We start from the raw sequence: 25,518 nt of genomic DNA, 5'->3' as shown, positions 1-25,518 counted from the left end.
ACCTCTTGGCTCTCGTCGTCCGGCGCCGCCGGGTCGCGGCGCCGGACTCCACTATCGGGGTGTAACTTTCTTCTGGGAAGTAGGCACCTGAAAGTGTGTAGCTCACCGGGCGACAGGAGCAGCAGGGGATGAGCAAGGCGGAGTACGACGCGTTCCTGGCCCAGTGCCCCAGCCGGCAACTGCTCGACCGGATCGCCGACAAGTGGGTCACCCTGGTGCTGGCCGCGTTGCGCAGCGACGGCTCCCACCGGTTCGGGGCCGACTGCGCCGGTGTCCCGCACCCGATGCGCTACTCGGAGCTGTCCCGCACGCTCGCCGGCGTCAGCCAGAAGATGCTCACCCAGACGCTGCGCGCCCTGGAACGCGACGGCCTGGTCACCCGCACCGTGGAGCCGACAGTGCCGGTCACGGTCACCTACGAGCTGACCGCACTCGGGCTCTCGCTGCTCAAGACGATCCAGGGCCTGAAGGTCTGGGCGGAGACGCACATGGACGACGTGCTCACCAACCGGGCCGCCTACGACAGCCGGGTCGGCTGAGCCGTACCGGTCAGGCGCGGGCGGTGTGGCGCGCGGTGAGCGGCGCTCCGCCCGGGGCCAGGTCGGCCCACCGGGTCGTCGGCCGGTGCACCACGAGATCGGTGGTACGCAGCCCGTCCGGGTCGGCCCGCTGCGGGTCGAGCAGGGCCGAGAGCAGCGAGACACCCGGATTGTGCGCCACGAGCAGCACGGTGTCGGCGGCCGGCTCGACCGTCCGCAGCAGGTCCAGCAACTGGTCCGGGTGCGCGTCGTACGCGGTCGCCTCGTACCGCACCGCCGGGACCGGACCGGCCGGGCCGCCCTCCGGCGGTGAGCCGGTCATGCCCATCGCCGCGTCGTGCCAGGTCTGCCGGGTGCGCCGGGCCGGCGAGCAGAGCACCACGTCGGGAAGCAGCCCCTGCCGGGCCAGCCAGGCACCGGCCGCCGCCGCGTCGGCGTGACCCCGCACGGTGAGCGACCGCTCCGCGTCCGGGCCGTCCGCGGACTGCTCGGCCTTGGCGTGCCGCAGCAGCACCAGCGTCCGCTGCCCGTTCCTGCCGTCCGTCATACCGCCCAGCTTGCCTGATTGACGATCAAAGCGCCTGGGTATGTCGATGTGTGCCGCTACCTCATCCATGGCCGCGGCGGGCAGGAAACGCCAGCAGGACGCCAAGGAGGCGACGTCATGGGCATCGGTGCCAGCATCTTCCTCATCGCGCTCGGCGCGATCTTCGCGTTCGCCGTCGACGCCAACCTGGGATGGCTGAACCTCAACGTGGTGGGCTGGGTGCTCATGCTCGCCGGCGTCGCCGGCCTGCTCACCACGCTCTACTTCTGGAACAGCCGCCGCCGGGTGGTGGCCGCCCCGGTACGCGAGCAGGTGGTCGCCGAGCCGGTGGTGCCGGTGCGCGACGACCGCGTCGTGCGCGAGGAGTACCGCGAGGTACGCCGTCCGGGCTCGGGCTACCCGGCCTGACCTCCCGAACCCGAGGGCCCCGCAACGGCGCGGGGCCCTCGCGCATGTCCGGGTCCGCCCGGCTCAGGCGAACAACGCGAAGTAGATCGCGATGTGGTGGCAGATCGCGGCGACGAGCGTGCAGGCGTGGAAGAACTCGTGGTGCCCGAAGACGGTGGGCCACGGGTTCGGCCGGCGCAGCGCGTAGAACACCGCGCCCACGCTGTAGATCGCGCCGCCCACGCTCAGCAGCACCAGCGCGGTGACGCCACCGGCGTGCAGGATCTGCGGCAGCATGGCCACCGCCACCCAGCCGAGCGCCAGGTAGAGCGGGGCGGAGACCCAGCGCGGCGCGTGCGGCCAGATCAGCTTCACCGCCACGCCCGCGATCGCGCCGCCCCAGACCAGGCTCAGCATGATCGTGGCCTGCCGGTTGTCCAGCAGCAGCGCGCAGAACGGTGTGTAGGTGCCGGCGATGAACACGAAGATCATCGAGTGGTCCATCCGGCGCATGATCTGGTAGCCGCGTTCGGACCAGACCCGCCGGTGGTAGAGCGCGCTGGTGCCGAACAGCCCGCACACGGTGAAGCTGTAGATCAGGCAGCTCACCAGCGGTGCCCAGCCGGGACGGCCGGCGGCGATCGAACACAGCACGATGCCGCAGACGAGAGCGGCGAAGAACGCGTACGCGTGCAGCCAGCCGCGCATACGCGGCTTCCCGATGTCGGCCGGCCGGAGCCGGAACGGTGCGGAGGTCGTCACCTCAATAGGTTACGACGGCGTAGGTTACTTGCAAGTAGTGTGGACCGTCACGTCAGCCGGCGGGAGGATGACCGGATGCGGATCCGGTCGGTCGGCGCGTACGCCCTGCTGCTCGACTGCGACGACCCGGAGCAGGCACAGGCGTGGCGGGCCGAGCTGTGGCACCGGCGCGAGGCCGGTGAGCTGACCGCCACCGAGATCGTCCCCGGCGCGGTCACCGTGCTGCTCGACGGCGTACCGGACCCGGAGGCGGCCGCCGCGCGGATCGCCGGCTGGCGTCCCCGGACCGCCGTCTCCGGCGCGGCCACCGCCGAGGTCCGGGTGCCGGTCGTGTACGACGGCGAAGACCTGCCGCAGGTCGCGGACCACTGGCACGAGGACGTCCCCGCCGTCGTCGACCGGCTGCGGCGTACCGAGTTCCGGGTGGCGTTCTGCGGGTTCGCGCCCGGGTTCGCGTACCTGACCGGGCTGCCGCCCGAGCTGGCCGTGCCCCGGCTCGCCACGCCGCGTACCCGGGTACCGGCCGGCTCGGTCGCGCTCGCCGGCCCGTACGCGGGCATCTACCCCGCCGCGTCACCGGGCGGCTGGCTGCTCGTCGGCCGCACCGACCTGCCGTTGTTCGACGTGCACGCCGACCCGCCGGCCCGGCTCACCCCCGGCACCCGCGTCCGGCTGGTCGACGCGCCGTGATCGACGTGCTGCGGGCCGGGGCGCTCACCACCGTTCAGGACCAGGGCCGGTCCGGGTGGGCGCACCTCGGCGTACCCCGCTCCGGCGCGCTCGACCCGGCCGCCCTGCGCCTGGCCAACCGGCTCGTCGGCAACGACGAGCACGCCGCCGGGCTGGAGATCACCCTGACCGGCTGCGCGCTGCGCGTCACCCGGGCGGTGGCCGTGGCCCTCACCGGCGCCCCGGCCGACGTGGCCGTCGAGTGGCGGGCCGGGGCCGCACAGCGACGCCCGGGGGACGTCGGACGGCCACTCGCCCTGCCCGCCGGGGCGGTGCTGCGCGTCGGACCGGCCCGCGCCGGGGTGCGCACCTGGCTGGCGGTCAGCGGCGGGATCGCTGTCGAACCGGTGCTCGGCAGCCGCGCCACCGACACGCTCTCCGGCCTCGGACCGCCGCCGCTGCGCGACGGGGACCGGCTGCCCCTCGGCACCCCGGCCGGTCCACCCGCCCCGGTCGATTTCGCCGTCACCGGGCCGCTCCCGGACGAACTGCGGCTCACCGTGCGCCCCGGCCCACGGCACGACTGGTTCACCCCCGGGGCGCTGGACGTGCTGTGCCGCGGCGCGTACACGGTGAGCCCGGACAGCAACCGGGTCGGCGCGCGGCTGGCCGGCGCGGCCCTGACCCGCGCGGTCGCCGGCGAACTGCCCAGCGAGGGCCTGGTGCTCGGCGCGGTGCAGGTGCCGCCGGACGGCCGGCCGCTCGTCTTCCTGGCCGACCACCCCACCACCGGCGGGTACCCGGTCATCGGAGTGGTGGACGACGTGACCCCGCTCGCCCAGGCCCGGCCAGGCACTACGGTGACGTTCCATGGACCTCAACGCTGACCTGGGCGAGGGATTCGGAAGCTGGCGGCTGGGCGACGACCACGCGCTGCTCGACCTGATCAGCTCCGCGAACGTCGCCTGCGGCTTCCACGCCGGTGACGCGGCCACCATGCACCGGGTCTGCGCCGGCGCCGCCGAACGCGGCGTCGCGGTGGGCGCGCAGGTCGGCTACCGCGACCTCGCCGGCTTCGGCCGGCGGCACATCGCGTACGACTTCGCCGAGCTGCGCGACGAGACGATCTACCAGCTCGGGGCGCTCGACGCCTTCTGCCGGCTGTACCGCACCCGGGTCCGCTACCTCAAACCGCACGGCGCGCTCTACCACGCCGCGGCCCGCGACGAGTCGCAGGCCGCCGCGCTGGTGGCGGCGATCAGCGGGTACGACCACGAGCTGCCGGTGCTCTGCCAGCCCGGCACCGTACTGGCCCAGCTCGCGGCCGGCGCCGGCCTGCGGGTGGTGGCCGAGGGCTTCGCCGACCGCAACTACCTCCCCAACGGCACGCTGGTGCCGCGCAGCTCACCGGACGCGCTGGTGACCGACCCGGAGCAGGTGGCCGTCCGGGCGGTCCGGATGGCCGTCGAGCGCGCGCTGGTCGCCGTGGACGGGACGGTCGTCCCCGCCCCGGTCGAGTCGATCTGCCTGCACGGCGACACCCCCGGCGCGGTGCGCTGCGCGGAGCTGGTCCGCGCAGCGCTCATCGACGCCGGGGTGACCCCCACCCCGTTCGCCTGACCGGGACGGTCAGGCCTCGTCCATGCCGCGCAGGACCAGCGGCACGCGGGTCGCGCCGCCGTTGACCACCCGCACCGGCACGCCCCAGTCCTGCCGGGTCAGGTGGCAGGCAGCGTGCTCCACATCGGCGTCGCAGGTCGCCGCCTGAGCGGTCACCTGGAGCACCCCCTGCGCCACGTCGCCACTGACCACCAGCCTGCGGGACAGGTCGGTGGTCGTGCCCGCGCCCTCGACCAGCAGCTCCGGCGGGGACGCCGAGACCACGAGCCGGGTCGACGGCCCGTACGTCTCGTCGAGCTTCTGCCCCGGCGCCGGCGTGAAGATCACGTCGAGCGTCAGCTCACCGGCCGCCACGTCGGTCGGCTTGCGCTCCAGCCGGTGCCGGGGGCCGTCCACCGTGTCGGCCCCGGCCGACGTCAGCGCGCCCGGCGCCAGCCGGGTCAGCCGGTGCGCGGCCGACTCGACCACCAGGACGTCGCCGTCGGCGGTGAGCACCAGGTCGCTCGGCTCGGCCAGCCCGTCCGCCACGGTGCCCACCTGCCCGGTCTCCGGGTCGAAGCGGCGCACCGCACCGTTGTACGTGTCGGCGATCAGCACCGAGCCGTCGGGCAGCGCGCACACACCCAGCGGGTGCTGGAGCAACGCCTGGTCGGCCGGGCCGTCCACGTGCCCGAAGTCGAACAGGCCCTGACCGACGGCGGTGTGCATCACGCCGCCGGAGACCCAGCGGATCGCGCTGGTCTCGCTGTCGGCCACCCAGAGCCGGGCGCCGTCGGCCGACACGGACAACCCGGACGGCTGGGCCATCCACACGTCCGGCAGCGGACCGTCGCGCAGCGCCTCGACAGTGGTCCCGGCGTACATGCCGGTGGTCCGCTTGATCGGGTCGAACCACCAGAGCTGGTGGATGCCGGCCATCGCCACGACCACCCGGTCGTCGTACCAGGCCACGTCCCAGGGGGAGGACAGGTCGACAGCGCGGGCGTCGTGCGCGTGGTCGTCGACGGTCGAGCGCCACTGCCGCCCGGTGCCGGCCACCGTGACCACCTCGCCGGAGGACAGCCGTACGCCGCGCAGCAGGTGGTTCACCGTGTCCGCGACCACCACGTCGTAACCGGCCACCTCGGCCACGTGCGGCGGCAGCAGGCAGAGGCCCTGCGGCTCGGCGAACGTGGCGGCGGAGGCCGGGCCGTCCGTACGCCCCCGGGAACCGGCGCCGATGCGGCGGACCACCGTCTCCCCGTCGGCGGCCAGCTCGACCAGGGAGTGCCGGGCCGAGTCGCTGACCAGCAGGTTCCCGCCGTCGAGCGGCAGCGCCTTGCCGGGGAACCGCAGGACGGTGTCCGGCTCGGCCGGCGGCACGTACGGGCCCTCGCCCCGGTGCAGCGTGCCCTTCGCCTCGTGGGTGGCGACCAGCTCGTCGATCAGCCGGGCCAGACCCTCGGCGTGCCCCTCGCCGGCCATGGTGGCGACCACGTACCCCTCGGGGTCCACCACGGCCAGCGTCGGCCACGCCTTGGCCGCGTACTGCTGCCACATGTCCATCTCGGCGTCGTCGAGCACCGGGTGGTGCACGCCGTACCGCTCGACGGCCGCGGCCAGCGCCGCCGGGTCCTTCTCGTGCTCGAACTTCGGCGAGTGCACGCCGATCACGACCAGGACGTCGCCGTACTTGTCCTCGAGCGGACGCAGCTCGTCGAGCACGTGCAGGCAGTTGATGCAGCAGAACGTCCAGAAGTCGAGCAGAACGATCTTGCCCCGCAGGTCGGCCAGCGTGACGGCCCTGCCGCCGGTGTTCAGCCAGGCCCGACCCCGCAGTTCCGGTGCCCGTACGCGTGCGCTCATGCCCCCATCGTGCCGCACCGGCCCGGCGCGCTCCCGGCGATCCCGGGGTGAACAGACGCACACCGGAACGGCGCGGAGCGCCCACCCCGGCGGGGGATGGGCGCTCCGCGTACGTGCGGTTACTGGCCGGCGGGCTTCAGGCAGAGGACCCGGGTGGTCCCGCCGCCCTCGACCGACACCGAGGGCTGCGACAGATCGGCGCACTTGTCCTTGTTGTCCACCTTCGACACCACGCTGAACGCGCCCGGCTCACCGCAGTCGGCGGCCACCGCGCTCGTGCCGGACTGCTTCACGCAGGAGCCGACCGCCGGGTCGAAACCGGTCGGCTTGTCGTCGCCGACCTTGCCGAGCAGCGTCAGCAGACCGAGCGGCACGGCGAGGATGAGCACCGCCGCGACCAGCACGGCGGCGAGCACCCGGCCGTTGCGCACCTTCGGCGGGGGCGCCTCGGTCTGCGACTCGGTGGCATCCGGCTTGAACGCGTCGAAGCGGCCCTGCTCCGGCTCGGCGCCGGGCCCGTCCTGCGACCAGGCCGGCGGGGCCTGCTGGGGCGGCGGCGGGAAGGCGTTCGCGCCACCCGCCGGGCCCTGGCCGGGCACCGCGACCGAGGCACGTCCACCGGCCGACGGGCCGAAACGGTCCGGCTCGCCGAACGGCTCCGGCCGGTCGGCCGGGCTGCCAAACGGCGCGTGCTGCCCGCCCGGGCCGCCGAACGCGTCCTGCTGCCCGCCCGGGCCGCCGAACGCGTCCTGCTGGCCGCCGGGGCCGCCGAACGGCTCGGGCTGGCCGCCCGGCGCGCCGAACGGGTCCGGCCGGCCACCCGGGCCGCCGAACGGGTCCTGGCCGCCGGGAGCGCCGTACGGGCTCTGCTGGCCGCCGAACGGGTCACGGGCGGCGTCGGGCTGCTCGCCGCCCGGGTGCACGCCGTTGGCGGGACGGGTGTTGCCGGGCGGGTCCACGAAGGACGGCACACCAACCGGGAAGGACGGCGGCGCGGCGGGCGAGGAGGGCGCGCCGGCGTACCCGTGCGGGCCGTCGGCGTCCTCGGACCGTGGCTGCGGGCCGGGGAAGCCGTTGCCGGGCGGCCCGTCCTGGGCGGGGAACCCGGGCTCGTCCTGCTCGGGGGCGTCCTCGGGCTCGGGGCGCGCGGGCCGGCCGTACACCCGGGGCTGCGGGGTGGGGCCGCTGGTCGGCAGCGGCTGGTCGGACGGCGGGGTGACCCGGCTGGCCACCGGGACCGACGCGCTCGCCGAGACCGGGCCGCCCTCCGGGGAGGTACGCGGTCCGGGAACGGCAGGCGGCTGCGGCTCCTCGGCACGGGACGCGCCCCAGGCGCCGTCGCCGCGCTCCGGCTCGTACCCCTGGGGTTCGGTGCCCGGGTGGTCGGCGGGCGGCGAGGCGGCGAGCGCGGCGCCCGGCACCCGCTGCTGCTGCGCCGGAAGCGGCACGGCGTTGCCGGGGGAGATGCCCGGCGCGGGGGCGGGCTGGTAGGCCGGTGCGGAGTCCTCGGACCGGCCCCACGCCTCGGCCGGCGACCACGGCTCGGGCGCACGTTCGTCCTGGTTGCCGCCCCAGCCGGCGGGCGCGTCGGGTGACGGCACGGACACGCTCGCGCGGGCCTCGGCCGGCGCGGCGGCGCCCCAGGCGGGCTGCGCGGGCTCGTCCGACGGCCGCCCGGGCTCGTGCTGCTGCGGTACGGAGGCCGCGCCGCTCCAGGCGCCGGCCTGCTCGCCGGAGTCACGCTGCTGCGGTACGGCGGCAGCGTCGCCCCAGCCGCCGGACTGCCGGCTCTGGTTCGGCTCCCAGCCGCCCGGCTGTGCCGGCTCGGCCGGGTTCGCGGCACGCCCGGCGGCCCAGCCGCCGGAGCGGTCCGGGTCCTCGGCGCGGGCCGGCTCGTCCCAGCCGCCGGACCGGTTCTCGGCCTGCGGGGCGGGCCAGCCGCCGGAACGCTGTCCCTCGTCGTGCTGCGGCCCGCCGGTCGCCCGCCAGCCACCGCTGTCCTCGGCCGAGCGGTTGTCCTGATCGGACTGCTCCGGAGTGGACCAGGCGTTGTCCGGCCGGGCGGCGCCGGGCACCGAGACCGCTGCGGCGGCCCGGGCGGGCGGGTCGGCCGGCGGCCAGGTGGCGCCGGTCTGCTGACCCGGCGCCCAGGCCGGCTGGCTCTCCCGCGGGTTCCAGCCGCCCGATCGGTTCGGGTCGTCGGACGCGGCGGGCTGCTCGTCGCGCGGGGTCCAGCCGCCGGAGCGGTTCGGGTCGTCCGGCTGCGGGGCTGCGGCCCAGCCGCCGGCGCGACCGGAGGCGTCGTCGTGCTGCCCGCCGGTGGGCGCGAAGCCGCCGGAGCGGTGCGGGTCGTCCGCGGGGGCGGGCGTGACCCAGGTCTCGTTCGGCACGGTGGCCGGGGCGGGCACGTAACCGGTGCCGCGGGCGGCCGGGTCACCGGACGGAGACCAGCCCTGCTGCTGCTCGCCGGAGTTCCATCCGGGACGGTTCTGCTCGGCGGCCCAGGGGGCCTGCGACGGCTCGGCCGGGCTGCCCGGCGGCGTGGCGGCCCAGGCGGGCGGAGCCTGCTCGGCGCCGCGGTCCGGGCCGGGCTGCTCCTGGTTGCCCCAGGCGGGGCCACCGGAACCGGCCCAGGCGGGACTGCCCTGGTCGTTGCCGCCCCAGGCGGGCTGCGGGACCTGGGCGGTCGCCCGCCCGGTCACCGGCTGGCCCGCGGGCGGGGCCCATGCGGGCGGCTGGTCGTCGTTCGCGGCCCAGGCCGGGGCCGGCTGCGCGGGCCGACCGGCCGGCGGGGGCGGTGCCCAGCCGAGGTCGGGTGCGCCGTTGTACCCGTTGTCCTGCTGCGCCGGCTGATCGCCGTACGGCACCGGTCCGCCGGTGCCCGGCGACACCTCGCCCGGCTCCTGGCCGGGGCGGTGCGGAGCCTCGGACGTCATGGGTGCGCCTCCTCCATCACAGGTCGGCCGCCGATGCCGGTCGGGGGACCGTCGGCATGGCTACCGGCGTCGCCGGCGGGTACCGGCCGTGCGGGCTCCCCGCACCGTATCCGGTGGTCGCCCGGGGCCGCCCGGGGGAGCATCAGCGGTCACCGAAAGTCACCGGACGACGTCGATGGGTTTCGTTGTCCCGCGTCCGTCCGGAGTCAGCCGGTTGGCGACCGTGCCAACCGTACCGGGCGGTGGAGCGAGGTGGAATCCCGGTGCCGACCGATGCCGATACGCCGAAGACCCGCCCGGTGCCGGGCGGGTCTTCGGACTGGAGGAGGTGAGAAAGGTCTGTGGCGTCAGCTCATGTGACGCTGGGCGATGGCGAGAAGCTCCTCGCGGACCGCGGGCGAGTTGGCGGAACGCAGCGCGTGTTCGATGGCGCGGGCGCGGCGGTTGGCGTCGCGGCGGGTGCGGATTCGCTCGATCATGCTCATCTTGGGTCTCTCCTCCTGGCTATTCGGTTGTCAGCCCCTTGATGTCTCTATTTAAGCGCACCAGGCCGCCCATCGCCATCGATTATTAGGTGAGCTGAACCACGCACCTACGGATCGTAGGTCTTCACGCCCCCGGATCCGATGATTCCGTTCCCAAAAAGGTCACGGCCGGTGTGCCGGGCGTTCACCCGTGGCACACCGGCCGTGACCGGAGCGTGGTGCGTCAGGTCCAGGCGAGCAGCGCCGCCTCCGGGTCGGCCAGGAAGTCCCCGATGTCGCGGAGGAACTTCGAGCCCAGCTCACCGTCGATGATCCGGTGGTCGAAGGACAGGCCCAGCGTGGTCACCAGGCGCGGCTTCACCTTGCCCTTGTGCACCCACGGCTGCTCCCGTACCGCGCCGAAGGCGAGGATCGCCGACTCGCCCGGGGGCAGGATCGGCGTACCGGTGTCGACGCCGAAGACGCCGACGTTGGTGATGGTGAGCGTGCCGCCGGACATGTCCGCCGGGGACGTCCTCCCCGACTTCGCGGTCTGCACCAGATCCGTCATCGCGCCCGCCAGCTCGCGCAGCGAGAGCCGCCCGGCGTCCTTGATGTTCGGCACGATCAGGCCGCGCTCGGTGGCCGCCGCGATGCCGAGGTTGACGTACTCCTTCACCACGATCTCGTCGCCGGCCCAGGTCGAGTTGACCATCGGGTGCCGCTTGACCGCCAGCAGCACCGCCTTGGCGACCAGCAGCAGCGGCGAGACCCGGACGTCGCGCCACTCGCGCCGGTCGCGGAGCCGGTCCAGCGCCTTCATCGCCCGGGTCACGTCGACGGTCAGGAACTCCGTCACGTGCGGGGCGGTGAACGCCGAGCGGGCCATGTTCTCCGCGGTGAGCTTGCGTACCCCCTTGACCGGGATGCGCTGCTCGCGGTCCGCGCCGAACCTCGCGGCCGACGCGGCCGGTGCCGCGACCGTCAGCGGCTCGGCCGCCGCCGGGGTCGCGCTCGCCGCCCGCTGTACGTCCTCACGGGTGATCGAGCCGAGCGGACCCGAGCCGGTGAGCGTGGCCAGGTCGATGCCGAGATCCTTCGCCAGCTTGCGGACCGGCGGCTTGGCCAGCACCGGACCGGAGACCCGGCCGTTGCCGTTGACCGCCGGGGCGGGAGCGGGCGCCACCGGCGCGGGAGCGACCGGCGCGGGCGCCACCGGGGCGGCGGCCTGAGCCGGTGCCGCGGCCGGTGCGTCACCCTTGCGGGGGCGGCGCTTGGCCGGGGCGTTGCGCGGGCCGTAGCCGACCAGCACGGCGGTACGCCCACCCGGGGCGACACCGCCGATCAGGCCCGGCTCGACCATGCCCTCGGCGGGCGCGACCTGGACCGCGGCGAGCGACGCTGCCGACGGTGCGGGCAGGTCCGACGCGGGGGTCGCGGTGGTCGACTCCTCGATCGGCCCGGCGTTCGGGTCGGTGTCGATCGCGATGATCGGCACGCCGACCTCGACTGTGGACCCCTCCGGGTGGAAGATCGCCTGCACCCGGCCGGCCCACTTCGCCGGGATCTCGACCGCCGCCTTGGCGGTCTCCACCTCGACGATCGGCTGGTTCAGCTCGATGTCGTCGCCGACCTTGACCAGCCAGGCGAGGATCTCGCCCTCGGTCAGGCCCTCGCCCAGGTCGGGAAGGTTGAACTCCTTGATCCGGGACATGCCGCTCACCAGCCGAACGTGCGGTCGACGGCGTCGAGTACCCGGTCCAGGTCGGGCAGGTACTCCTCCTCCACCCGGGCGGCCGGGTAGGGGGTGTCGAAGCCGGTCACCCGCAGCACCGGGGACTCCAGGGAGTAGAAGCACTCCTCGGTGATCCGGGCCGCGATCTCCGACCCGAGACCCAGGTTGCCCGGGGCCTCGTGCACCACCACGCAGCGGCCGGTGCGCCGCACCGACTCGTACGCGGCGGTCAGGTCCAGCGGCGAGATCGTCCGCAGGTCGATGACCTCCAACTCGCGGCCGTCCTCGGCGGCGGCGGCGGTGGCCGCGTCGAGCGCGGTACGCACCATCGGGCCGTACGCCAGCACCGTCGCGTCGGTGCCGGGCCGCGCGACCCGGGCCGAGTGCAGCGGGTACGCGTCGGCGATCGGCGCGTCCAGGTCCACCGGACCCTTCTCCCAGTAGCGCCGCTTCGGCTCCAGGAAGACGATCGGGTCGTCCGACGCGATCGCCTGCTGGATCATCACGTACGCGTCCTGCGGGTTCGCGCAGCTCACCACCTTGAGACCGGCGGTGTGCGCGAAGTACGCCTCGGGCGACTCGGAGTGGTGCTCGACCGCGCCGATGCCGCCGCCGAACGGGATGCGGATGACCATCGGGATCCGCACCTTGCCCTGCGAGCGGTAGTGCATCTTCGCCACCTGCGACACGATCTGGTCGTACGCGGGGTAGACGAAGCCGTCGAACTGGATCTCGCAGACCGGCCGGAAGCCGCGGATGGCCAGGCCGACGGCGGTGCCGATGATGCCGGACTCGGCCAGCGGGGTGTCGATCACGCGCTGATCGCCGAAGTCCTTCTGGAGGCCGTCGGTGATCCGGAACACGCCGCCGAGCTTGCCGACGTCCTCGCCCATGATGACGACCTTGGGGTCGTTCTCCAGGGCCCGCCGCAGGCCGGTGTTGAGCGCCTTGCCGAGGGTGAGCGTCTCCGTGGCCATCAGTGCGCGCTCCCCTCGAAGGACTCCATGTACTGCGTGAACCGGGCCCGCTGCTCGTCCAGCTCGGGAGAGCCGTTGGGGTAGACGTGGTCGAACATGGTCACCGGCTGCGGGTCGGGCATGGCGAGCACGCGCTCGCGCAGGTGCACCGACTCGGCGCGGGCCTGCTCGTCGACCTCGGTGAAGAACGACTCGTCGGCAATCTTCTGCTTGGTCAGGAACGCCTTCATCCGGGCGATCGGGTCCTTGGCCTGCCACGCCTCGACCTCGCTGGCGATGCGGTAGCGGGTCGGGTCGTCGGAGGTGGTGTGCGCGCCCATCCGGTAGGTGTACGCCTCGATCAGGCTCGGGCCCTGGCCGTTTCGCGCGTTGTCCAGCGCGTGCCGGGTCACCGCGTACGACGCGAGCACGTCGTTGCCGTCCACCCGGACGCCGGGGAAGCCGAACCCGCCGGCCCGCCGGTACAGCGGCACGCGGGTCTGCCGCTCCAGCGGCTCGGAGATGGCGTACTGGTTGTTCTGGCAGAAGAACACCAGCGGGGCGTTGAAGACGCTGGCCCAGACGAACGACTCGTTGACGTCGCCCTGGCTGGTGGCGCCGTCGCCGAAGTAGGCGATGACCGCCTCGCCGTCCTCGCCGCCGGTCTTGCCGTCCATGGCGACACCCATGGCGTACCCGGTCGCGTGCAGGGTCTGCGCCCCGATGACGATCGTGTACATGTTGAACTTGAACTCGTTCGGGTCCCAGCCGCCCTGGTCGACGCCGCGGAACAGGCCCAGCGGCATGATCGGGTCGATGCCGCGGCAGTAGAGCACGCCGTGCTCGCGGTAGGTCGGGAAGGCCATGTCCTGGGTGCGCAGCGCCCGGCCGGAGCCGACCTGCGCGGCCTCCTGGCCCAGCAGGCTGGCCCACAGGCCCAGCTCGCCCTGGCGCTGCAGGGCGGTGGCCTCGGCGTCCAGCTTGCGGACCAGGACGAGGTCGCGGTAGAGCCCGCGGTACTCCTCGTCGGTGAAGTCGACGCGGTACTCGGTCCCGTCCGGCCCGAGCGCGCTCTCGATCCGCTCACCCTCGGGGGTCAGCAGCTGTACGAGTTCCGGTTCACCGGTCGCGGCGGCGCGTCTGGTGCGGGGTGCGGCCCGCTTGCTGCGGGTGGCGGCCCCGGGGTCGCCCTTTGCCATCCGTCTCTCCCTGTCTGTCTGCGCCGGCGCCGGGGGTTACCCGAGCCGAGCACCTCGTGCGCCCGCCCGGCTGGTGCCGGGTCGGTCCCTGGCGACCGCGCCTGACCCCGGTAGGGGTTGCCGCGCGGCGTGAGCCGGAGTCGGTCGGTGACAGACCCAGGCCCGGGAGCGCCGGCGCCGTTCCGCACCAGCCGCGGGGTACGCGGAGGTGGCGGCTGCGTTGCCGTCGTGTCTGAATGATTGCAGAGGAGGTGAGCGGGCCCACAGTATGGCCTCCCTCGCCGGTGAGGTTCCATCGGGTTCATGACGGATAAGCGCTTTTGTCCGCTGTGGCGGGTGCGGCCGTCGGACAAAATGTGTGTCGACACGCGGTTGCGGCTGGTGAACTGAGCGTCACTGGGTCAAGCTGGCGATGAGCCTCCACGCGGCATTTGTCCTAATATCCGCGTGTGCTCTCCCGTCCCGTCCGTGCGTGAGGAGTGTGCCGGTGTCCGAACCAGAGGGTCCGCCCGGTACGCCCTTCCTCGGCCGGCATCGGGCACTGCCCGGCTCCCCGTACCGCCGGGTCGTGGGCGCGCACCGCGCCCCCGGGACGGGCGGTCCCAGCCGCGGCTACCTGCTCACCGTCGCGTTGCTCGCCGGCACCGCGTCGATGCCGATCCTCGCCGCGATCAGCACCGGATCGGCCACCGTCGGCAACAGCGCCCTCCCCGACACCAGCACGCCGTTCCTGCCGACCCCCTCGGTCGGCCCGGTGGTGATCCCGATGCCCCAGGGCACCCAGGCCCCGGTGCCGTCCACGCCCACCCCGGCCGTCGACGTGACCTCGGTGCCCCCGGCGCGGCCGGTGCTCCCGGCGGCACCGGCGCTGCCCGACGACAGCGACCTCGGCTCCCGGCACCGGTCCCGCCCGGTCGCCGCGCCCCCGCCGCCGTCCACGCCGGTCCGGCCCACTCCGGTCCGCCCGCCGCGCCCGTCGCCGGTGCCCTCGCCGTCACCGTCGCCGTCGCCGTCGGACCCGGGTACGCCCGAGCCGAGCCCCAGCCCCGAGCCGTCCGTCACGACCGCCGAGCCGACGCCCTCGGCAGGTTCGTCCGAGCCGTCCAGCCCATCGGATCCGTCCGGCCCCGCCGACCCGTCGAGTTCCGCCGACCCGTCCGGGCCCGCCGACCCGTCCGGTTCCGCCGATCCGTCCGGTCCCGCCGATCCGTCCGGCGCGGCCAGCCCGTCGGTTTCCCACACGCCATGATCGACACCATTACGGCCTGGTGGTGTGGTCCCGGTCGGCCCGATGCCGCCACCTCGCCGAGACGGCGCCGATCGTGCGAGGCGCGGCCGCCTAGGCCGGGTCGTCGGTGAGGCGGTGGCGGTTCGCCTCGATCCAGGCGTTCAGCGCCTCCGGGTCGTCCGGGTCCACGCCGTCCGCCATGAGCTGGGCCACCGCCGCGGTGGCCGGGCTGCGCCGCTCGCCGGTGCTGTAGAGCCGCGCGAACTCCGGGACCATCTCGGTGATCGCCTCGTCCGTCCGGGCGGCGGCCGACTGCGACAGCCCGCGCTGCCGGGCCGCGTACGCCGCCCAGGCGCGCAGCACCCGGGGCAGCATCGCCGCGTCGTCCATGTCCAGCACGGCCCGGCGGTGCACCCAGTCGAGCAGGAACAGCTCGGCGACCATCGGGCTCCACCGCATCGGGTCGGCATCCGGGAAGCTGGCCGCGTGGTCGAGCAGCAGGCCGAGGCAGAAGTGCAGCGAGGCCAGCTCGCCGTCGGCCACCTCGGGCAGGCCGAACCGGGTCGCCTCGGGCGAGTCGAGGAAGGCGCGGATCAGGCGGGTGCGCTCCTCGTCGGTGGGCGGCGGCACGACCGCCGGACCGGCCGGCGGGGTCGGCCCCGGGAGCACGGCCAGCCGGGCGCCCACGAGCGCCCGGTCGGTGGCGAGCGAGCCCTGCGCGGGCAGCTCGGCGAGGTCGTCGGTGACCGCCAGGTGGCGGCTCACCTCGGCGTGCATCCGGGCCGGGTCCTCGGTGCGGAACCAGGTGAACTCGTCCTCGGTGCAGATCTCCCGGGCCTGCTCGACGATCCGTCCGGCCGGGCCGCCGACGAACACGTCCTTGGTGATGCCGATGTTGTGGTCGACGAGGGCCACCAGCGCGTGCTCCGGGCCGCCCTCCTCCTCGTCGTCGTACGCGAACGTGGCGAGGTAGGAGGTCTGGTCGCCGTACACGTCGCCGTAGGCCCAGGCGCCGGTGACGCGCACCCGGCCGAGCTGGCCGGCCCACGACGGGGCGTACGCGCCGGGCCGGACCCGGGCGGCGCCCTCGGCGTCGGGCACCAGGGCGGCGAAGACGGCCCGCAGTGTGGTCGCGGCGGCGCTGCGGCGCCGGGAGGTGGCGGCGAGGAAGCCGGTGACGAACTCGCGGACGGCCTGCTCCCGGTCGTGCTCCGCGACGGCGTAGACGCTGCCCAGCAACGCGGCGCCGAGCATCTCCGCGTCCAGGGCCGAGTCGAGCCTCGTCACGTCGCGCGCGGCGTGCAGTACCGCGTCGTAGGGGGTCTGTGGCGTGGCCATGCATCGACCCTACGCCGCACCGGCCGCCCCCACACCGGTCAGCGCGCCGGGTTCAGCGCCGTCCCGCCTCGCGCAGCGCCTCCCGGGCCGTGCCGTAGCGCGCCAGCACCGCCCAGACCGGGTCCAGCACGTACTTCTCCCCGACGCTGCCCACCGAGGTGAGCAGGCGCTCCTCGGCCCGCCGCCGGGCCCGCCGGGCGGCCCACCCCACCACCGGCCGGGTGACCGCCGCGACGAGCAGCCCGGCCAGCAGGCCACCGAGCAGCAGGACGGTGGGCCACGGCACCACGCCGAGCGTCGGGTGTTCCAGCGCCGGCAGGCCGAGCAGGCGTACCGCGTACCCGAGGAGCAGCCAGACCAGGCCCGCGAGCGCGGCGAGGGTGACCACCCACTGGAGCACGCCGACCGCCCGCCACCAGGCGGGTCGGCGGTCCATGCCCAGGTCGGTCGCGGCGACCGCGTGGTCGAGCGCGCCCGGCAGGTCGGCCTCCCGGGCCCGGGCTGCGGCGGTCACCGCGGCCGGCCACGGCGCCGGCAGCCCGGCGCCGGACCGGTCGGCCACCGCGCGGATCGCCAGCGTCAGCGCCGAGCGCTGCGCGGCTGTCGGATCGGGTACGGAGGTGGCCGCGACCAGGCTCTCCGCCGGCGCGTCCGGATCCCGCCCGGACAGGTGCAACCGGCGCAGCGGATCCGGCCGCAGCTTGCGCCAGCTCCGCAGCAGCGGCCAGCCGGTGTTGCCCACCGCCCGGTGCCGGTACGCGCCCTCGACCGCCGCCGCCACCGTCGGCACCCCGGCCGCCACGGCGAGTGCCCGGGTCAGCTCCTGCGCCGAGGCGTCACCGGGCCGGGTAGGCGGCGGCTCCGGCCCCACGAGCGGTTCGAGACCGGCCACCACGGCGTCCACGTCGCCGGAGAGGCGGCGCAGGGCGGCCTGCCGTTCGGCGACCGTACGCTCCAGCTCGGCCCGCAGCCCGTCCAGCCCGTTCGGGTCCACCGCGACGGTCGGCAGCAGCGGAACCCCGCCCAGCCCGTCGGCGTCGAGCAGCCGGCGCAGGTCGTCGAGGACCTTCGGCAGCTCGGTCGGGTGCAGCCGGTCGGCCTGGTTGAGCACCACGACCGTGACGTCCTTGTGTCTGTGGAACTCGCGCAGGTAGCTGGTGTGGATCACGCGGTCGGCGTACTTCTGCGGGTCGACCACCCAGACCACGAGGTCGACCAGGCCGAGCAGGCGGTCGACCTCCAGCCGGTGGCCGTGCTGCACCGAGTCGAAGTCGGGCAGGTCGAGCAGGACGAGGCCGTGCAGGTTCGACTCGTCGTCGGCGTCCAGCGGGCTCTCCCGGACGAACCGGTGCCGGGGCAGCACCCCGACCCAGTCGAGCAGCCGGACCGCGCCGTCGAGCGGACCCCACACGCAGGCGTGCGCGACACCTGTCGTCGGCCGGCGTACGCCCACCGGCGAGAGGTCGAGCCGCGCCAGCGAGTTGAACAGGCTCGACTTGCCGCTGCCGGTCGCACCGGCCAGCGCTACCACCGTGTGCCGGCCGGAGAGCGCGAGCCGGTCGCCCGCGCGCTCGACCACCGTGTGCGCGGCGACGAGCTGGGCGTCGGGCACGTCGCCGTCGACCGCGCCGAGGAACCGCTGGATCGCGGTCAGCCGTGCGATCAGGGTGTCCGGGTCGACCCGCTGGTCACCCCGCATCGCCTCGCGCATCCGTCCGACAACGTTACTCACGGGCGACCGTCCTGCTCGGGGCTCGGGAACAGGCCGCTGCGGTGCCGGGCCCGCTCGACCTCGACGGCGGCCCAGCGCAGCGCCGCACCGGCGTTGGCGGCCGGGCGCTCGGCCTCGGTGCGGCTCAGGTAGCGCGCGGCCTCCTCGGCGAGCAGCTTGCCGACCCGGTCGAGCAGGTCGACGCGGGCCTTGCGGGCCAGATTGCGGACCGCCTGGTCGCCGAAGATCGCCTGGAGCACGGTCTGCCCGGCCACCGCCGTGCCGGTGCCCGCGGCGACCTCCAGCCCGGTGGGGATGAACGCGGTGGAGGCGAACACACCGATCATGACGGCGAGACCGGTGGCGTTCACCGCGTACGCGGCCGTGCGGGCCACGAACCGCCGGTCGCCGCCCTCGACCCGGACCAGCTCCAGCACGCCGCGCTGCCAGTCGCGGACCAGCTGCTCGGCGCGCTGCGGCAGGTCGGCCGAGGGGTGGGCCAGGTCCGGCTCCAGCAGCGCCGCGCCCGCCGGGTGCGCCTTCCAGCCGGTGTACGCGTTCTCCGCCGCCTCGGCGGCCACCCCGCGCAGCAGCGTGACGAGCTGGGACTCGATCGCGGTACGCAGTTCGGCGGCGGGAGCGGGCCGCCCGGTGACCGCCGCGACCACCCGGTCGCGCAGCCGCCCGATGCGGGCCTCCAGCCCACGGAAGAAGTCGCCGGTGCCGATGAACTCCTGCCAGCGGGCCAGCACCTCGCCGCGCAGCAGCCGGCCGTCCCTGAGCCCCTGGTCGACGCTCCGCTCCGCGCTCCGGTACGCGGCCTGGACCCGCTCGTCCAGCGCGTCGGCGGCGGTGACCTGATCGTCGGCGGCCTCGGCCAGCGCCTCCACCACCGGCTGCAGTGCGGCGAGCGCGCCGTCGAGCGTCTGCCGGACCACAGCGGCGCGGGCCCCGGCGTCGGCGGCGAGCCGGGCGAACCAGTCGCTCAGCGGCGCGGTCATCCGGTCCGGCAGCAGCCCCTGCCCGTCCACCCAGGTCTCCGGCAGCACGAACAGCGGCGAGGCGCCCAGCTCCTGCTCGGCGAGCATCTCGGACAGGTGGGCGGCGACCTCGTCGACGGCCTCCGGGGGCACCCGGTCCAGCACCATCGCCACGGCGGTGCCGCGGGCGCGGGCGCCGCGCAGCAGTTCCCAGGGAACGGCGTCGGCGTACCGGGCGGCGGTGGTGACGAACAGCCAGAGGTCGGCGGCGGCGAGCAGCTGACCGGCGAGCGCCCGGTTGGCGTCGACCACCGAGTCGATGTCGGGCGCGTCGAGGAAGGCCAGGCCGGGCGGCAGCGCCGGTGCGGTGACCAGGTGCAGGGTGCCCGGCTGCTCGCTGGGCTCGGTGGTCCGGGTCAGGCCGGGCAGCAGCTCGCCCTGCCGGAACCAGGCCGCGTCGGTCGGGCTGCACACCAGCACCGGGGAACGGGTGGTGGGGCGCAGTACGCCCGCCGCGCTGACCCGCGCCTGGACCAGGCTGTTGACGAGCGTCGACTTGCCGGCGCCGGTGGAGCCGCCGACGACCACCAGGAGCGGCGCGTCGAGCCGGGCCAGCCGGGGCAGCAGGTAGTCGTCGAGCTGGTCGGTGAGGCTCGTGGCGGCGTGCCGGGCCGGCTCGGCCGAGGGCAGGGCGAGCGGGAAGCGGGCCGCACCGATCGCCGCGCGCAGGCCGGTGAGCGCGGCGGGCAGGCCGTCGGCGGCGTGAGCAGGCTGGTCGTCGCCCGTGGTGGCTCCGGTGCGGGCTGCGACGGCGGGCGCGCCGGCACGGGTGGCGGAATCGCCATGCGTCGTCACCGCTAAAGCGTGCCCGACCGACGCAAGGTAAGACAACCGGACAGTAGTAACGGTCGGGTTGCGCCGGGTCGGCTCAACCCCGACTTGCGGATTGGCGATCGCGTGGCACTATTGAGTCAAGTTCACTCAACTTGTGGTGCGGTCGCTTCCGGGCGACCCGCCGGGCAGGCCGTCTGACCTGCTCACCCGTTACGAAGCGAGGAAGCGAACATGGCACGTGCGGTCGGCATCGACCTCGGCACGACGAACTCCTGCGTCAGCGTTCTCGAGGGCGGTGAGCCCACCGTCATCGCCAACGCCGAGGGCTCGCGTACGACTCCCTCGATCGTCGCGTTCGCCCGCAACGGCGAGGTGCTCGTCGGTGAGGTCGCCAAGCGCCAGGCGGTGACCAACCCCGACCGGACCATCCGGTCGGTCAAGCGTGAGATCGGCACCAACTGGACCGTCGACATCGACGGCAAGAAGTACACCCCGCAGGAGATCTCGGCGCGCACGCTGATGAAGCTCAAGCGGGACGCCGAGGCGTACCTGGGCGAGCAGATCACCGACGCGGTGATCACCGTCCCGGCCTACTTCAACGACGGGCAGCGCCAGGCCACCAAGGAGGCCGGTGAGATCGCCGGCTTCAACGTGCTGCGGATCGTGAACGAGCCGACCGCGGCGGCCCTGGCGTACGGCCTGGACAAGGGCTCCAAGGAGCAGACCGTCCTGGTCTTCGACCTCGGTGGCGGCACCTTCGACGTGTCGCTGCTGGAGCTGGCCGAGGGCGTGGTGGAGGTCAAGTCCACCAGCGGTGACAACCAGCTCGGTGGTGACGACTGGGACCAGCGCATCATCGACCACCTGGTGAAGACGTTCCGTGGCGAGCACGGCATCGACCTCTCGCAGGACAAGATGGCCATGCAGCGGCTCAAGGAGGCCGCCGAGAAGGCCAAGATCGAGCTGTCCGCCGCGACCACCAGCAACATCAACCTGCCGTACATCACCGCCGGTTCGGCCGGCCCGCTGCACCTGGACGTGACGCTCAGCCGCGCCGAGTTCCAGCGCATGACGCAGGACCTGCTGGACCGCTGCAAGGGCCCGTTCGAGCAGGCCGTCAAGGACGCCGGCATCAAGATCTCGGACGTCGACCACGTCATCCTGGTCGGCGGCTCGACCCGGATGCCGGCCGTGACCGACCTGGTCAAGCAGCTCACCGGCCGCGACCCGAACAAGGGCGTCAACCCGGACGAGGTCGTCGCCGTCGGCGCCGCGCTCCAGGCCGGTGTGCTCAAGGGCGAGGTCAAGGACGTCCTGCTGCTCGACGTGACCCCGCTGAGCCTGGGCATCGAGACCAAGGGCGGCATCTTCACCAAGCTCATCGAGCGCAACACCACCATCCCGACCAAGCGCTCCGAGGTGTTCACCACCGCCGACGACAACCAGCCGTCGGTGCTGATCCAGGTGTTCCAGGGCGAGCGGGACATCGCCGCCTACAACAAGAAGCTCGGCACCTTCGAGCTGACCGGTCTCCCGCCGGCCCCGCGCGGCGTGCCCCAGATCGAGGTCACGTTCGACATCGACGCCAACGGCATCGTGAACGTGCACGCCAAGGACCTGGGCACCGGCAAGGAGCAGAAGATGACGATCACCGGCGGCTCCTCGCTGCCGAAGGACGACATCGAGCGGATGCGCCGGGACGCCGAGGAGCACGCCGACGAGGACAAGCGTCGCCGTGAGGAGGCCGAGACCCGCAACGTGGCCGAGGCGCTCCAGTGGCAGACCGAGAAGTTCCTCGCCGAGAGCGGCGACAAGCTGCCCAGCGAGAACCGTGACCAGCTCAACGAGGCGCTCGGCGAGCTGCGCAGCGCCCTCGGCGGGCAGGACATCGAGAAGATCAAGTCCGCCCACGAGAAGCTGGCGCAGGTCTCCCAGCAGGCGGGCTCGCTGCTCTACGCCCAGCAGCAGGAGGGCGAGCAGACCGCCCCGGGCGCGGCCGGGCCGGGTGCCGGCGCGGGTGCGGCCGGTGGCCCGAAGGCCGGTGGCGACGACGACGTGGTCGACGCGGAGATCGTGGACGAGGACAAGAAGTGACTTCCGGTCCCGGACACGATTCGCACGGCAGAGGGATGAGGTAACCGCATGACGGACAAGCCACGAGCGGCCGACCCGGGTGCCACCGGGTCGGCGCCGGGCGCCGGCAAGGACACCGGCGACGAACCCCGGGTCGTCATCCGCGACAAGCGCAAGCTCGGCAAGGTGACCGAGCAGCCGGCGAACGACGCCTCGGCGGCCGACGCGGCCGCCGACGCGCCCGCCGAAGGGCTGGTCGAGGAGGCCGAGGTCGTGGTCGACGAGATCGGCGGCGAGGCCGAGGTCGGCGGTCCGACCGTGGTCGACTCGCCCGCCGAGCCGAAGGGCGGGACCGGCACGGACGCGCCGCTCGGCGCCGAGCTGGAGTCGCTCCGCACCGACCTGGAGGAGCGCACCCGCGACCTCCAGCGGGTGACCGCGGAGTACGCCAACTACCGCAAGCGGGTCGACCGGGACCGCAACCTGGTCCAGGAGCAGGCCACCGGGGCTGTGCTCACCGCGCTGCTGCCGATCCTCGACGACCTGGACCGGGCCCGCGAGCACGGCGACCTGGTGGGCCCGTTCGGCAGCGTGGCCGAGCAGCTCACCGGCGCGCTCACGAAGTTCGGCCTGACCGCGTTCGGCGAGAAGGGTGACCCGTTCGACCCGACCCGGCACGAGGCGGTGGCGCACCAGACCTCCGCCGACGTGACGGAGCCGACCTGCGTGCAGGTCATGCGGCGCGGCTACCAGCTCGGCGAGCGGCTGCTGCGGCCCGCCATGGTCGCGGTCGCGGACCCGGAGTAGTGCCGACCCGTGACGTCCCGCCCGCCCGCACCGGGCGGGCGGGACGACCGGGATTCGACCCGTGGAAGGGGGTGGACCGGTGAGTTCCAAGGACTGGATCGAGAAGGACTACTACGCCGCGTTGGGCGTGGACAAGTCCGCCTCCTCGGACGAGATCAAGAAGGCGTACCGCAAGTTGGCCCGGGAGTCGCACCCGGACCACAACCCCGGCGACACCGGCGCGGAGGAGCGGTTCAAGACCGTCTCCGAGGCGTACGCGGTGCTCGGTGACGAGAAGAAGCGCCGCGAGTACGACGAGATGCGCTCGCTGTTCGGCTCCGGCGCCTTCCGGCGCAACGCCCGCGGCGCGGGCCAGCCGGGCGGCATGCCGTTCGACGTCTCCGACCTGTTCGGCGGCGGCGCCGGCGCCGGCGACAACCGGTTCAGCGGCGGCGGCTTCACCGACCTGTTCAGCTCGATCTTCTCCGGCGGCGGAGGCGGCGGTGGCCCGGCGCGCCCGCGCGGCCCGGCGCGTGGCCGGGACGTGGAGACCGAGGTGGCGCTCGACTTCACCGACGCGGTACGAGGCGTCACGCTGCCGCTGACGCTGCGCGCTCCCGGGGTCTGCGACACCTGCCACGGCAACGGCGCGAAGCCCGGCACCCAGCCGGTGGCCTGCCCGGTCTGCCACGGCGCCGGGGTGACCACCCGCAACCAGGGGTCGTTCAGCTTCTCCGAGCCGTGCCGCAACTGCCAGGGCGTCGGCACGATCGTCGAGGAGAAGTGCCCGGAGTGCCACGGCACCGGCGGGGTCACCAAGACCCGCACGCTGAACGTGCGCTTCCCGGCCGGTGTGGCCGACGGGCAGCGGATCCGCCTGGCCGGCCGGGGTGAGCCCGGCGAGCGGGGCGGTGCGGCGGGTGACCTGTTCGTACAGGTGAAGGTCCGCCCGGACGAGCTGTTCGGGCGTACCGGGGACGACCTGACCCTGACCGTCCCGATCACGTACGCCGAGGCGGTTCTCGGCACGGACCTGCGCGTACCGACCCTGGACGGGACGGTGACCCTGCGGGTGCCACCGGGTACGCCCAGCGGGCGGGTGCTGCGCGCCCGCGGCAAGGGCGTCGTACGCAAGGACGGCCGCGCCGGTGACCTGCTGGTCACGCTCGACGTGGTGGTCCCGGCGAAGGTGTCGGACGAGGCGCGGGCGGCGCTGGAGACCTTCGCGGCGCAGACTCCGCCCGCCGCGCGGGAACATCTCGACGCGCGGGTACGTCGATTCAGTTGAGGTCGGCAGCGGAGGTGAGCGGGCATGTCGGAGGAGTACGTCGGCTCGGGTGACCCGGCCTACGAGGCCAAGGTCTTGATGATCTCGGTGGCCGCGCGGATGGCGGGGATGCACCCCCAGACGCTGCGCCAGTACGACCGGCTGGGCCTCGTGCAGGCGGGCCGGGCGTCCGGCGGCGGTCGCCGGTACAGCGTCCGGGACGTGGTGCTGCTCCGCGAGGTGCAGCGGCTCAGCCAGGACGACGGCATCAACCTGGCCGGGGTCAAGCGGATCATCGGGTTGGAGCGGCTGCTCGAAGAGGCGCAGCAGCGGGTGGCCCGGCTGGAGGCGGAACTGGACGCCGCGTACCGGCGGATCGCCGAGCTGGAGTCGCTCGGCGGCTTCCCCCGCGGCGACCTCGTGCCCACCAACCGCACGTCCACCGCGCTCGTCGTCTGGCGTCCGCGCCGCGCTCCCGACCGCTGACCTCGTACCTGAAGGCCGGCGCGCCCCGCTCCCCCGGGGCCGCGCCGGCCTTCGTCGTCCCCCCGGGCGGTTCGCGGGCCGGGTCAGGGGAAAGCGGGGTACGGCGGGTTGGGGTCAACTAGGCTTTCCACAGGGGCAAAAGCCCCCAAAGCGGATTCCGGGCTGGCGGGGGGAGTCATGACGGAACCGGCGAAGAAGGTGGCCGAGCGCGCGGAGGAACGGCTGGAGAAGGTGGCCGAGAACGTCCGCGAGCGATTCGACCGGGTCACCGAGGGACGTTTCAGCGACAAGGTCAAGGAAGGGCGCTTCGCCGACCAGACGGACCACGGCGTGGACCGGGCGCGGGACGACGAGCGGCGCAAGAAGCAGGGCGGATCGACCTGACGATCCGCCGACGTGCGGGCCGGGGTCCACGGGGGATCCCGGCCCGTTCGTGTCCCGAGGGGCGGGCGGGCACCACGCACCCGCCCTCGCGGTCGATCATGAAGTTGGCGGCGACAAACCGGACACCAAACACCGCCAAGTTCATGATCGACCAGGACGGTCGGGTCGAGGTGGCTGGGCGACGCTGATCCTGGGGGGATGGGGGGATGGGGGGATGGGGGGGATGTCGGTCCGTTCGCCGTTCAAGCCGGCGATGAGGCGTCAGAGGCGGCGGTTCTCGCGGACCAGGCCGCCCTCGCACCAGTCCCGGTAGACGAAGAGATCCGGCCGGGCGAGCAGCACCCGGCTGTTGTGCGCCCAGTTGCGCATCAGGTCGTCGCCGGACTTCTCGGCCTGCTCGACCAGCTTGCGGAACCGGCGCTTGGGGTGGGCGCGGAAGTTCGTCCGGATGCCGTCGGCGGCGTAGATGTAGAGGCAGTGCAGCGTGAACCGCCGCGCCGGGCAGCCCTGGTCCATCGCCAGATCGAACAGCGTCTGCACCAGATGGTCACCGGCGACCAGCAGGTCCCAGTCGGGCGGCATCGAGGTCAGCGGCACCGAATCCGGTTGATAGGCCCACGCCCGAAGCTCGGCGGGCGAGGGATCGACCGGGTTGGCGAAGCCGCGGAACGTCTCTTCCTGCACGCTCACCGGCCGACCTTCCGCTTGCGCTGGCGGGGGCGCAGGCCACCCGCGGACCCTGGCTGCTGGGCCGAAACGTTAACGCGGTTGG

General features: G+C 74.1%; 23 protein-coding genes. 11 read left to right on the top strand and 12 right to left on the bottom strand.

Annotated elements, in window-relative coordinates:
* The first annotated feature begins 128 nt into the window (after positions 1–128).
* Positions 129–539, top strand: coding sequence for a winged helix-turn-helix transcriptional regulator (locus V6U82_RS22880; RefSeq protein WP_334464352.1), 411 nt, complete (start codon positions 129–131; stop codon positions 537–539).
* A 10-nt stretch (positions 540–549) separates the two neighbouring features.
* On the opposite strand, the gene V6U82_RS22875 is transcribed toward V6U82_RS22880, so the two are convergent.
* A complete protein-coding gene (locus tag V6U82_RS22875) occupies positions 550–1,086 on the bottom strand; it encodes a SixA phosphatase family protein (RefSeq protein WP_334464350.1) in 537 nt (178 codons plus the stop codon).
* A gap of 117 nt (positions 1,087–1,203) precedes the next feature.
* Between V6U82_RS22875 and V6U82_RS22870 the strand changes: the two genes are divergently transcribed.
* Complete coding sequence (locus V6U82_RS22870; RefSeq protein ID WP_091413749.1) at positions 1,204–1,494, top strand: DUF6458 family protein; 291 nt, start codon at positions 1,204–1,206, stop codon at positions 1,492–1,494.
* A 63-nt stretch (positions 1,495–1,557) separates the two neighbouring features.
* Here V6U82_RS22870 and trhA read toward each other — a convergent pair whose 3' ends face one another.
* A complete protein-coding gene (gene trhA / locus V6U82_RS22865; RefSeq protein WP_121685723.1) occupies positions 1,558–2,235 on the bottom strand; it encodes a PAQR family membrane homeostasis protein TrhA in 678 nt (225 codons plus the stop codon).
* 75 nt (positions 2,236–2,310) lie between these two features.
* Between trhA and V6U82_RS22860 the strand changes: the two genes are divergently transcribed.
* The 3 genes from V6U82_RS22860 to V6U82_RS22850 are packed head-to-tail and all read left to right on the top strand — an operon-like array spanning position 2,311 to position 4,524.
* On the top strand, positions 2,311–2,925 hold the full coding sequence (locus V6U82_RS22860) for a 5-oxoprolinase subunit B family protein (RefSeq protein ID WP_334464346.1): 615 nt from the start codon (positions 2,311–2,313) through the stop codon (positions 2,923–2,925).
* On the top strand, positions 2,922–3,791 hold the full coding sequence (locus tag V6U82_RS22855; protein WP_334464344.1) for a biotin-dependent carboxyltransferase family protein: 870 nt from the start codon (positions 2,922–2,924) through the stop codon (positions 3,789–3,791). The genes V6U82_RS22860 and V6U82_RS22855 overlap by 4 nt, the downstream gene beginning before the upstream one ends.
* Complete coding sequence (locus V6U82_RS22850; protein ID WP_334464342.1) at positions 3,775–4,524, top strand: LamB/YcsF family protein; 750 nt, start codon at positions 3,775–3,777, stop codon at positions 4,522–4,524. The genes V6U82_RS22855 and V6U82_RS22850 overlap by 17 nt, the downstream gene beginning before the upstream one ends.
* 9 nt (positions 4,525–4,533) lie before the next feature.
* On the opposite strand, the gene V6U82_RS22845 is transcribed toward V6U82_RS22850, so the two are convergent.
* From V6U82_RS22845 to pdhA, 6 genes are all read right to left on the bottom strand, one after another.
* Positions 4,534–6,369 carry an NHL domain-containing thioredoxin family protein gene (locus tag V6U82_RS22845; RefSeq protein WP_128138761.1) on the bottom strand — a complete coding sequence of 612 codons (1,836 nt, stop codon included), beginning with the start codon at positions 6,367–6,369 and terminating at the stop codon, positions 4,534–4,536.
* Between the two features lie 119 nt (positions 6,370–6,488).
* Positions 6,489–9,305 (bottom strand): LppU/SCO3897 family protein, encoded by a 2,817-nt coding sequence (locus V6U82_RS22840; protein ID WP_334464339.1) that lies wholly within the window; start codon positions 9,303–9,305, stop codon positions 6,489–6,491.
* A 347-nt stretch (positions 9,306–9,652) separates the two neighbouring features.
* Positions 9,653–9,790: a hypothetical protein gene (locus V6U82_RS22835; protein WP_013283356.1), complete on the bottom strand. Its 138-nt coding sequence runs from the start codon at positions 9,788–9,790 to the stop codon at positions 9,653–9,655.
* A 223-nt stretch (positions 9,791–10,013) separates the two neighbouring features.
* Positions 10,014–11,483, bottom strand: a complete 1,470-nt coding sequence (locus tag V6U82_RS22830; protein ID WP_334464418.1) for a dihydrolipoamide acetyltransferase family protein — start codon at positions 11,481–11,483, stop codon at positions 10,014–10,016.
* A 5-nt stretch (positions 11,484–11,488) separates the two neighbouring features.
* Positions 11,489–12,481 (bottom strand): alpha-ketoacid dehydrogenase subunit beta, encoded by a 993-nt coding sequence (locus tag V6U82_RS22825; protein ID WP_334464336.1) that lies wholly within the window; start codon positions 12,479–12,481, stop codon positions 11,489–11,491.
* Positions 12,481–13,659, bottom strand: a complete 1,179-nt coding sequence (pdhA, locus tag V6U82_RS22820) for a pyruvate dehydrogenase (acetyl-transferring) E1 component subunit alpha (RefSeq protein WP_128138857.1) — start codon at positions 13,657–13,659, stop codon at positions 12,481–12,483. The genes V6U82_RS22825 and pdhA overlap by 1 nt, the downstream gene beginning before the upstream one ends.
* 487 nt (positions 13,660–14,146) lie before the next feature.
* On the opposite strand from pdhA, the gene V6U82_RS22815 reads away from it, so the two are divergent.
* The gene (locus V6U82_RS22815; RefSeq protein ID WP_334464333.1) at positions 14,147–14,908 is read left to right on the top strand and encodes a hypothetical protein; all 762 of its coding nucleotides are present in this window, start codon (positions 14,147–14,149) and stop codon (positions 14,906–14,908) included.
* A gap of 90 nt (positions 14,909–14,998) precedes the next feature.
* Here V6U82_RS22815 and V6U82_RS22810 read toward each other — a convergent pair whose 3' ends face one another.
* Genes V6U82_RS22810 through V6U82_RS22800 form a run of 3 tightly spaced genes read right to left on the bottom strand, consistent with a single transcriptional unit; the run spans position 14,999 to position 19,771 of the window.
* Entirely contained in the window at positions 14,999–16,225 is a 1,227-nt protein-coding gene (locus V6U82_RS22810) for a hypothetical protein (RefSeq protein ID WP_334464331.1), read from the bottom strand.
* Between the two features lie 52 nt (positions 16,226–16,277).
* Entirely contained in the window at positions 16,278–17,936 is a 1,659-nt protein-coding gene (locus V6U82_RS22805) for a GTPase (protein ID WP_334464417.1), read from the bottom strand.
* Between the two features lie 17 nt (positions 17,937–17,953).
* On the bottom strand, positions 17,954–19,771 hold the full coding sequence (locus tag V6U82_RS22800) for an ABC transporter (RefSeq protein WP_334464329.1): 1,818 nt from the start codon (positions 19,769–19,771) through the stop codon (positions 17,954–17,956).
* Between the two features lie 210 nt (positions 19,772–19,981).
* Here V6U82_RS22800 and dnaK point away from each other — a divergent pair, with 210 nt between their 5' ends.
* The 5 genes from dnaK (at position 19,982) to V6U82_RS22775 (ending at position 24,746) form a co-directional block, all read left to right on the top strand.
* Positions 19,982–21,844 (top strand): molecular chaperone DnaK, encoded by a 1,863-nt coding sequence (dnaK, locus tag V6U82_RS22795; protein WP_071097240.1) that lies wholly within the window; start codon positions 19,982–19,984, stop codon positions 21,842–21,844.
* 48 nt (positions 21,845–21,892) lie between these two features.
* Positions 21,893–22,630, top strand: coding sequence for a nucleotide exchange factor GrpE (gene grpE, locus V6U82_RS22790; protein ID WP_120572383.1), 738 nt, complete (start codon positions 21,893–21,895; stop codon positions 22,628–22,630).
* 79 nt (positions 22,631–22,709) lie between these two features.
* Entirely contained in the window at positions 22,710–23,897 is a 1,188-nt protein-coding gene (gene dnaJ / locus V6U82_RS22785; protein ID WP_334464323.1) for a molecular chaperone DnaJ, read from the top strand.
* Positions 23,898–23,921: 24 nt separating this feature from the next.
* Positions 23,922–24,362: a heat shock protein transcriptional repressor HspR gene (locus V6U82_RS22780; RefSeq protein WP_120572381.1), complete on the top strand. Its 441-nt coding sequence runs from the start codon at positions 23,922–23,924 to the stop codon at positions 24,360–24,362.
* A gap of 177 nt (positions 24,363–24,539) precedes the next feature.
* A complete protein-coding gene (locus V6U82_RS22775; protein WP_013283368.1) occupies positions 24,540–24,746 on the top strand; it encodes a hypothetical protein in 207 nt (68 codons plus the stop codon).
* A gap of 261 nt (positions 24,747–25,007) precedes the next feature.
* Here the strand turns inward: V6U82_RS22775 and V6U82_RS22770 are convergent, their stop codons facing one another.
* On the bottom strand, positions 25,008–25,436 hold the full coding sequence (locus V6U82_RS22770; protein ID WP_013473407.1) for a hypothetical protein: 429 nt from the start codon (positions 25,434–25,436) through the stop codon (positions 25,008–25,010).
* Positions 25,437–25,518: the final 82 nt, after the last annotated feature.

Source organism: Micromonospora sp. CPCC 205554 (genome assembly GCF_036902745.1).
GTDB lineage: Bacteria > Actinomycetota > Actinomycetes > Mycobacteriales > Micromonosporaceae > Micromonospora > Micromonospora tulbaghiae.
Note: the sequence above shows the minus strand (reverse complement) of the source record. Positions and strands in the feature narration are given on the sequence as shown.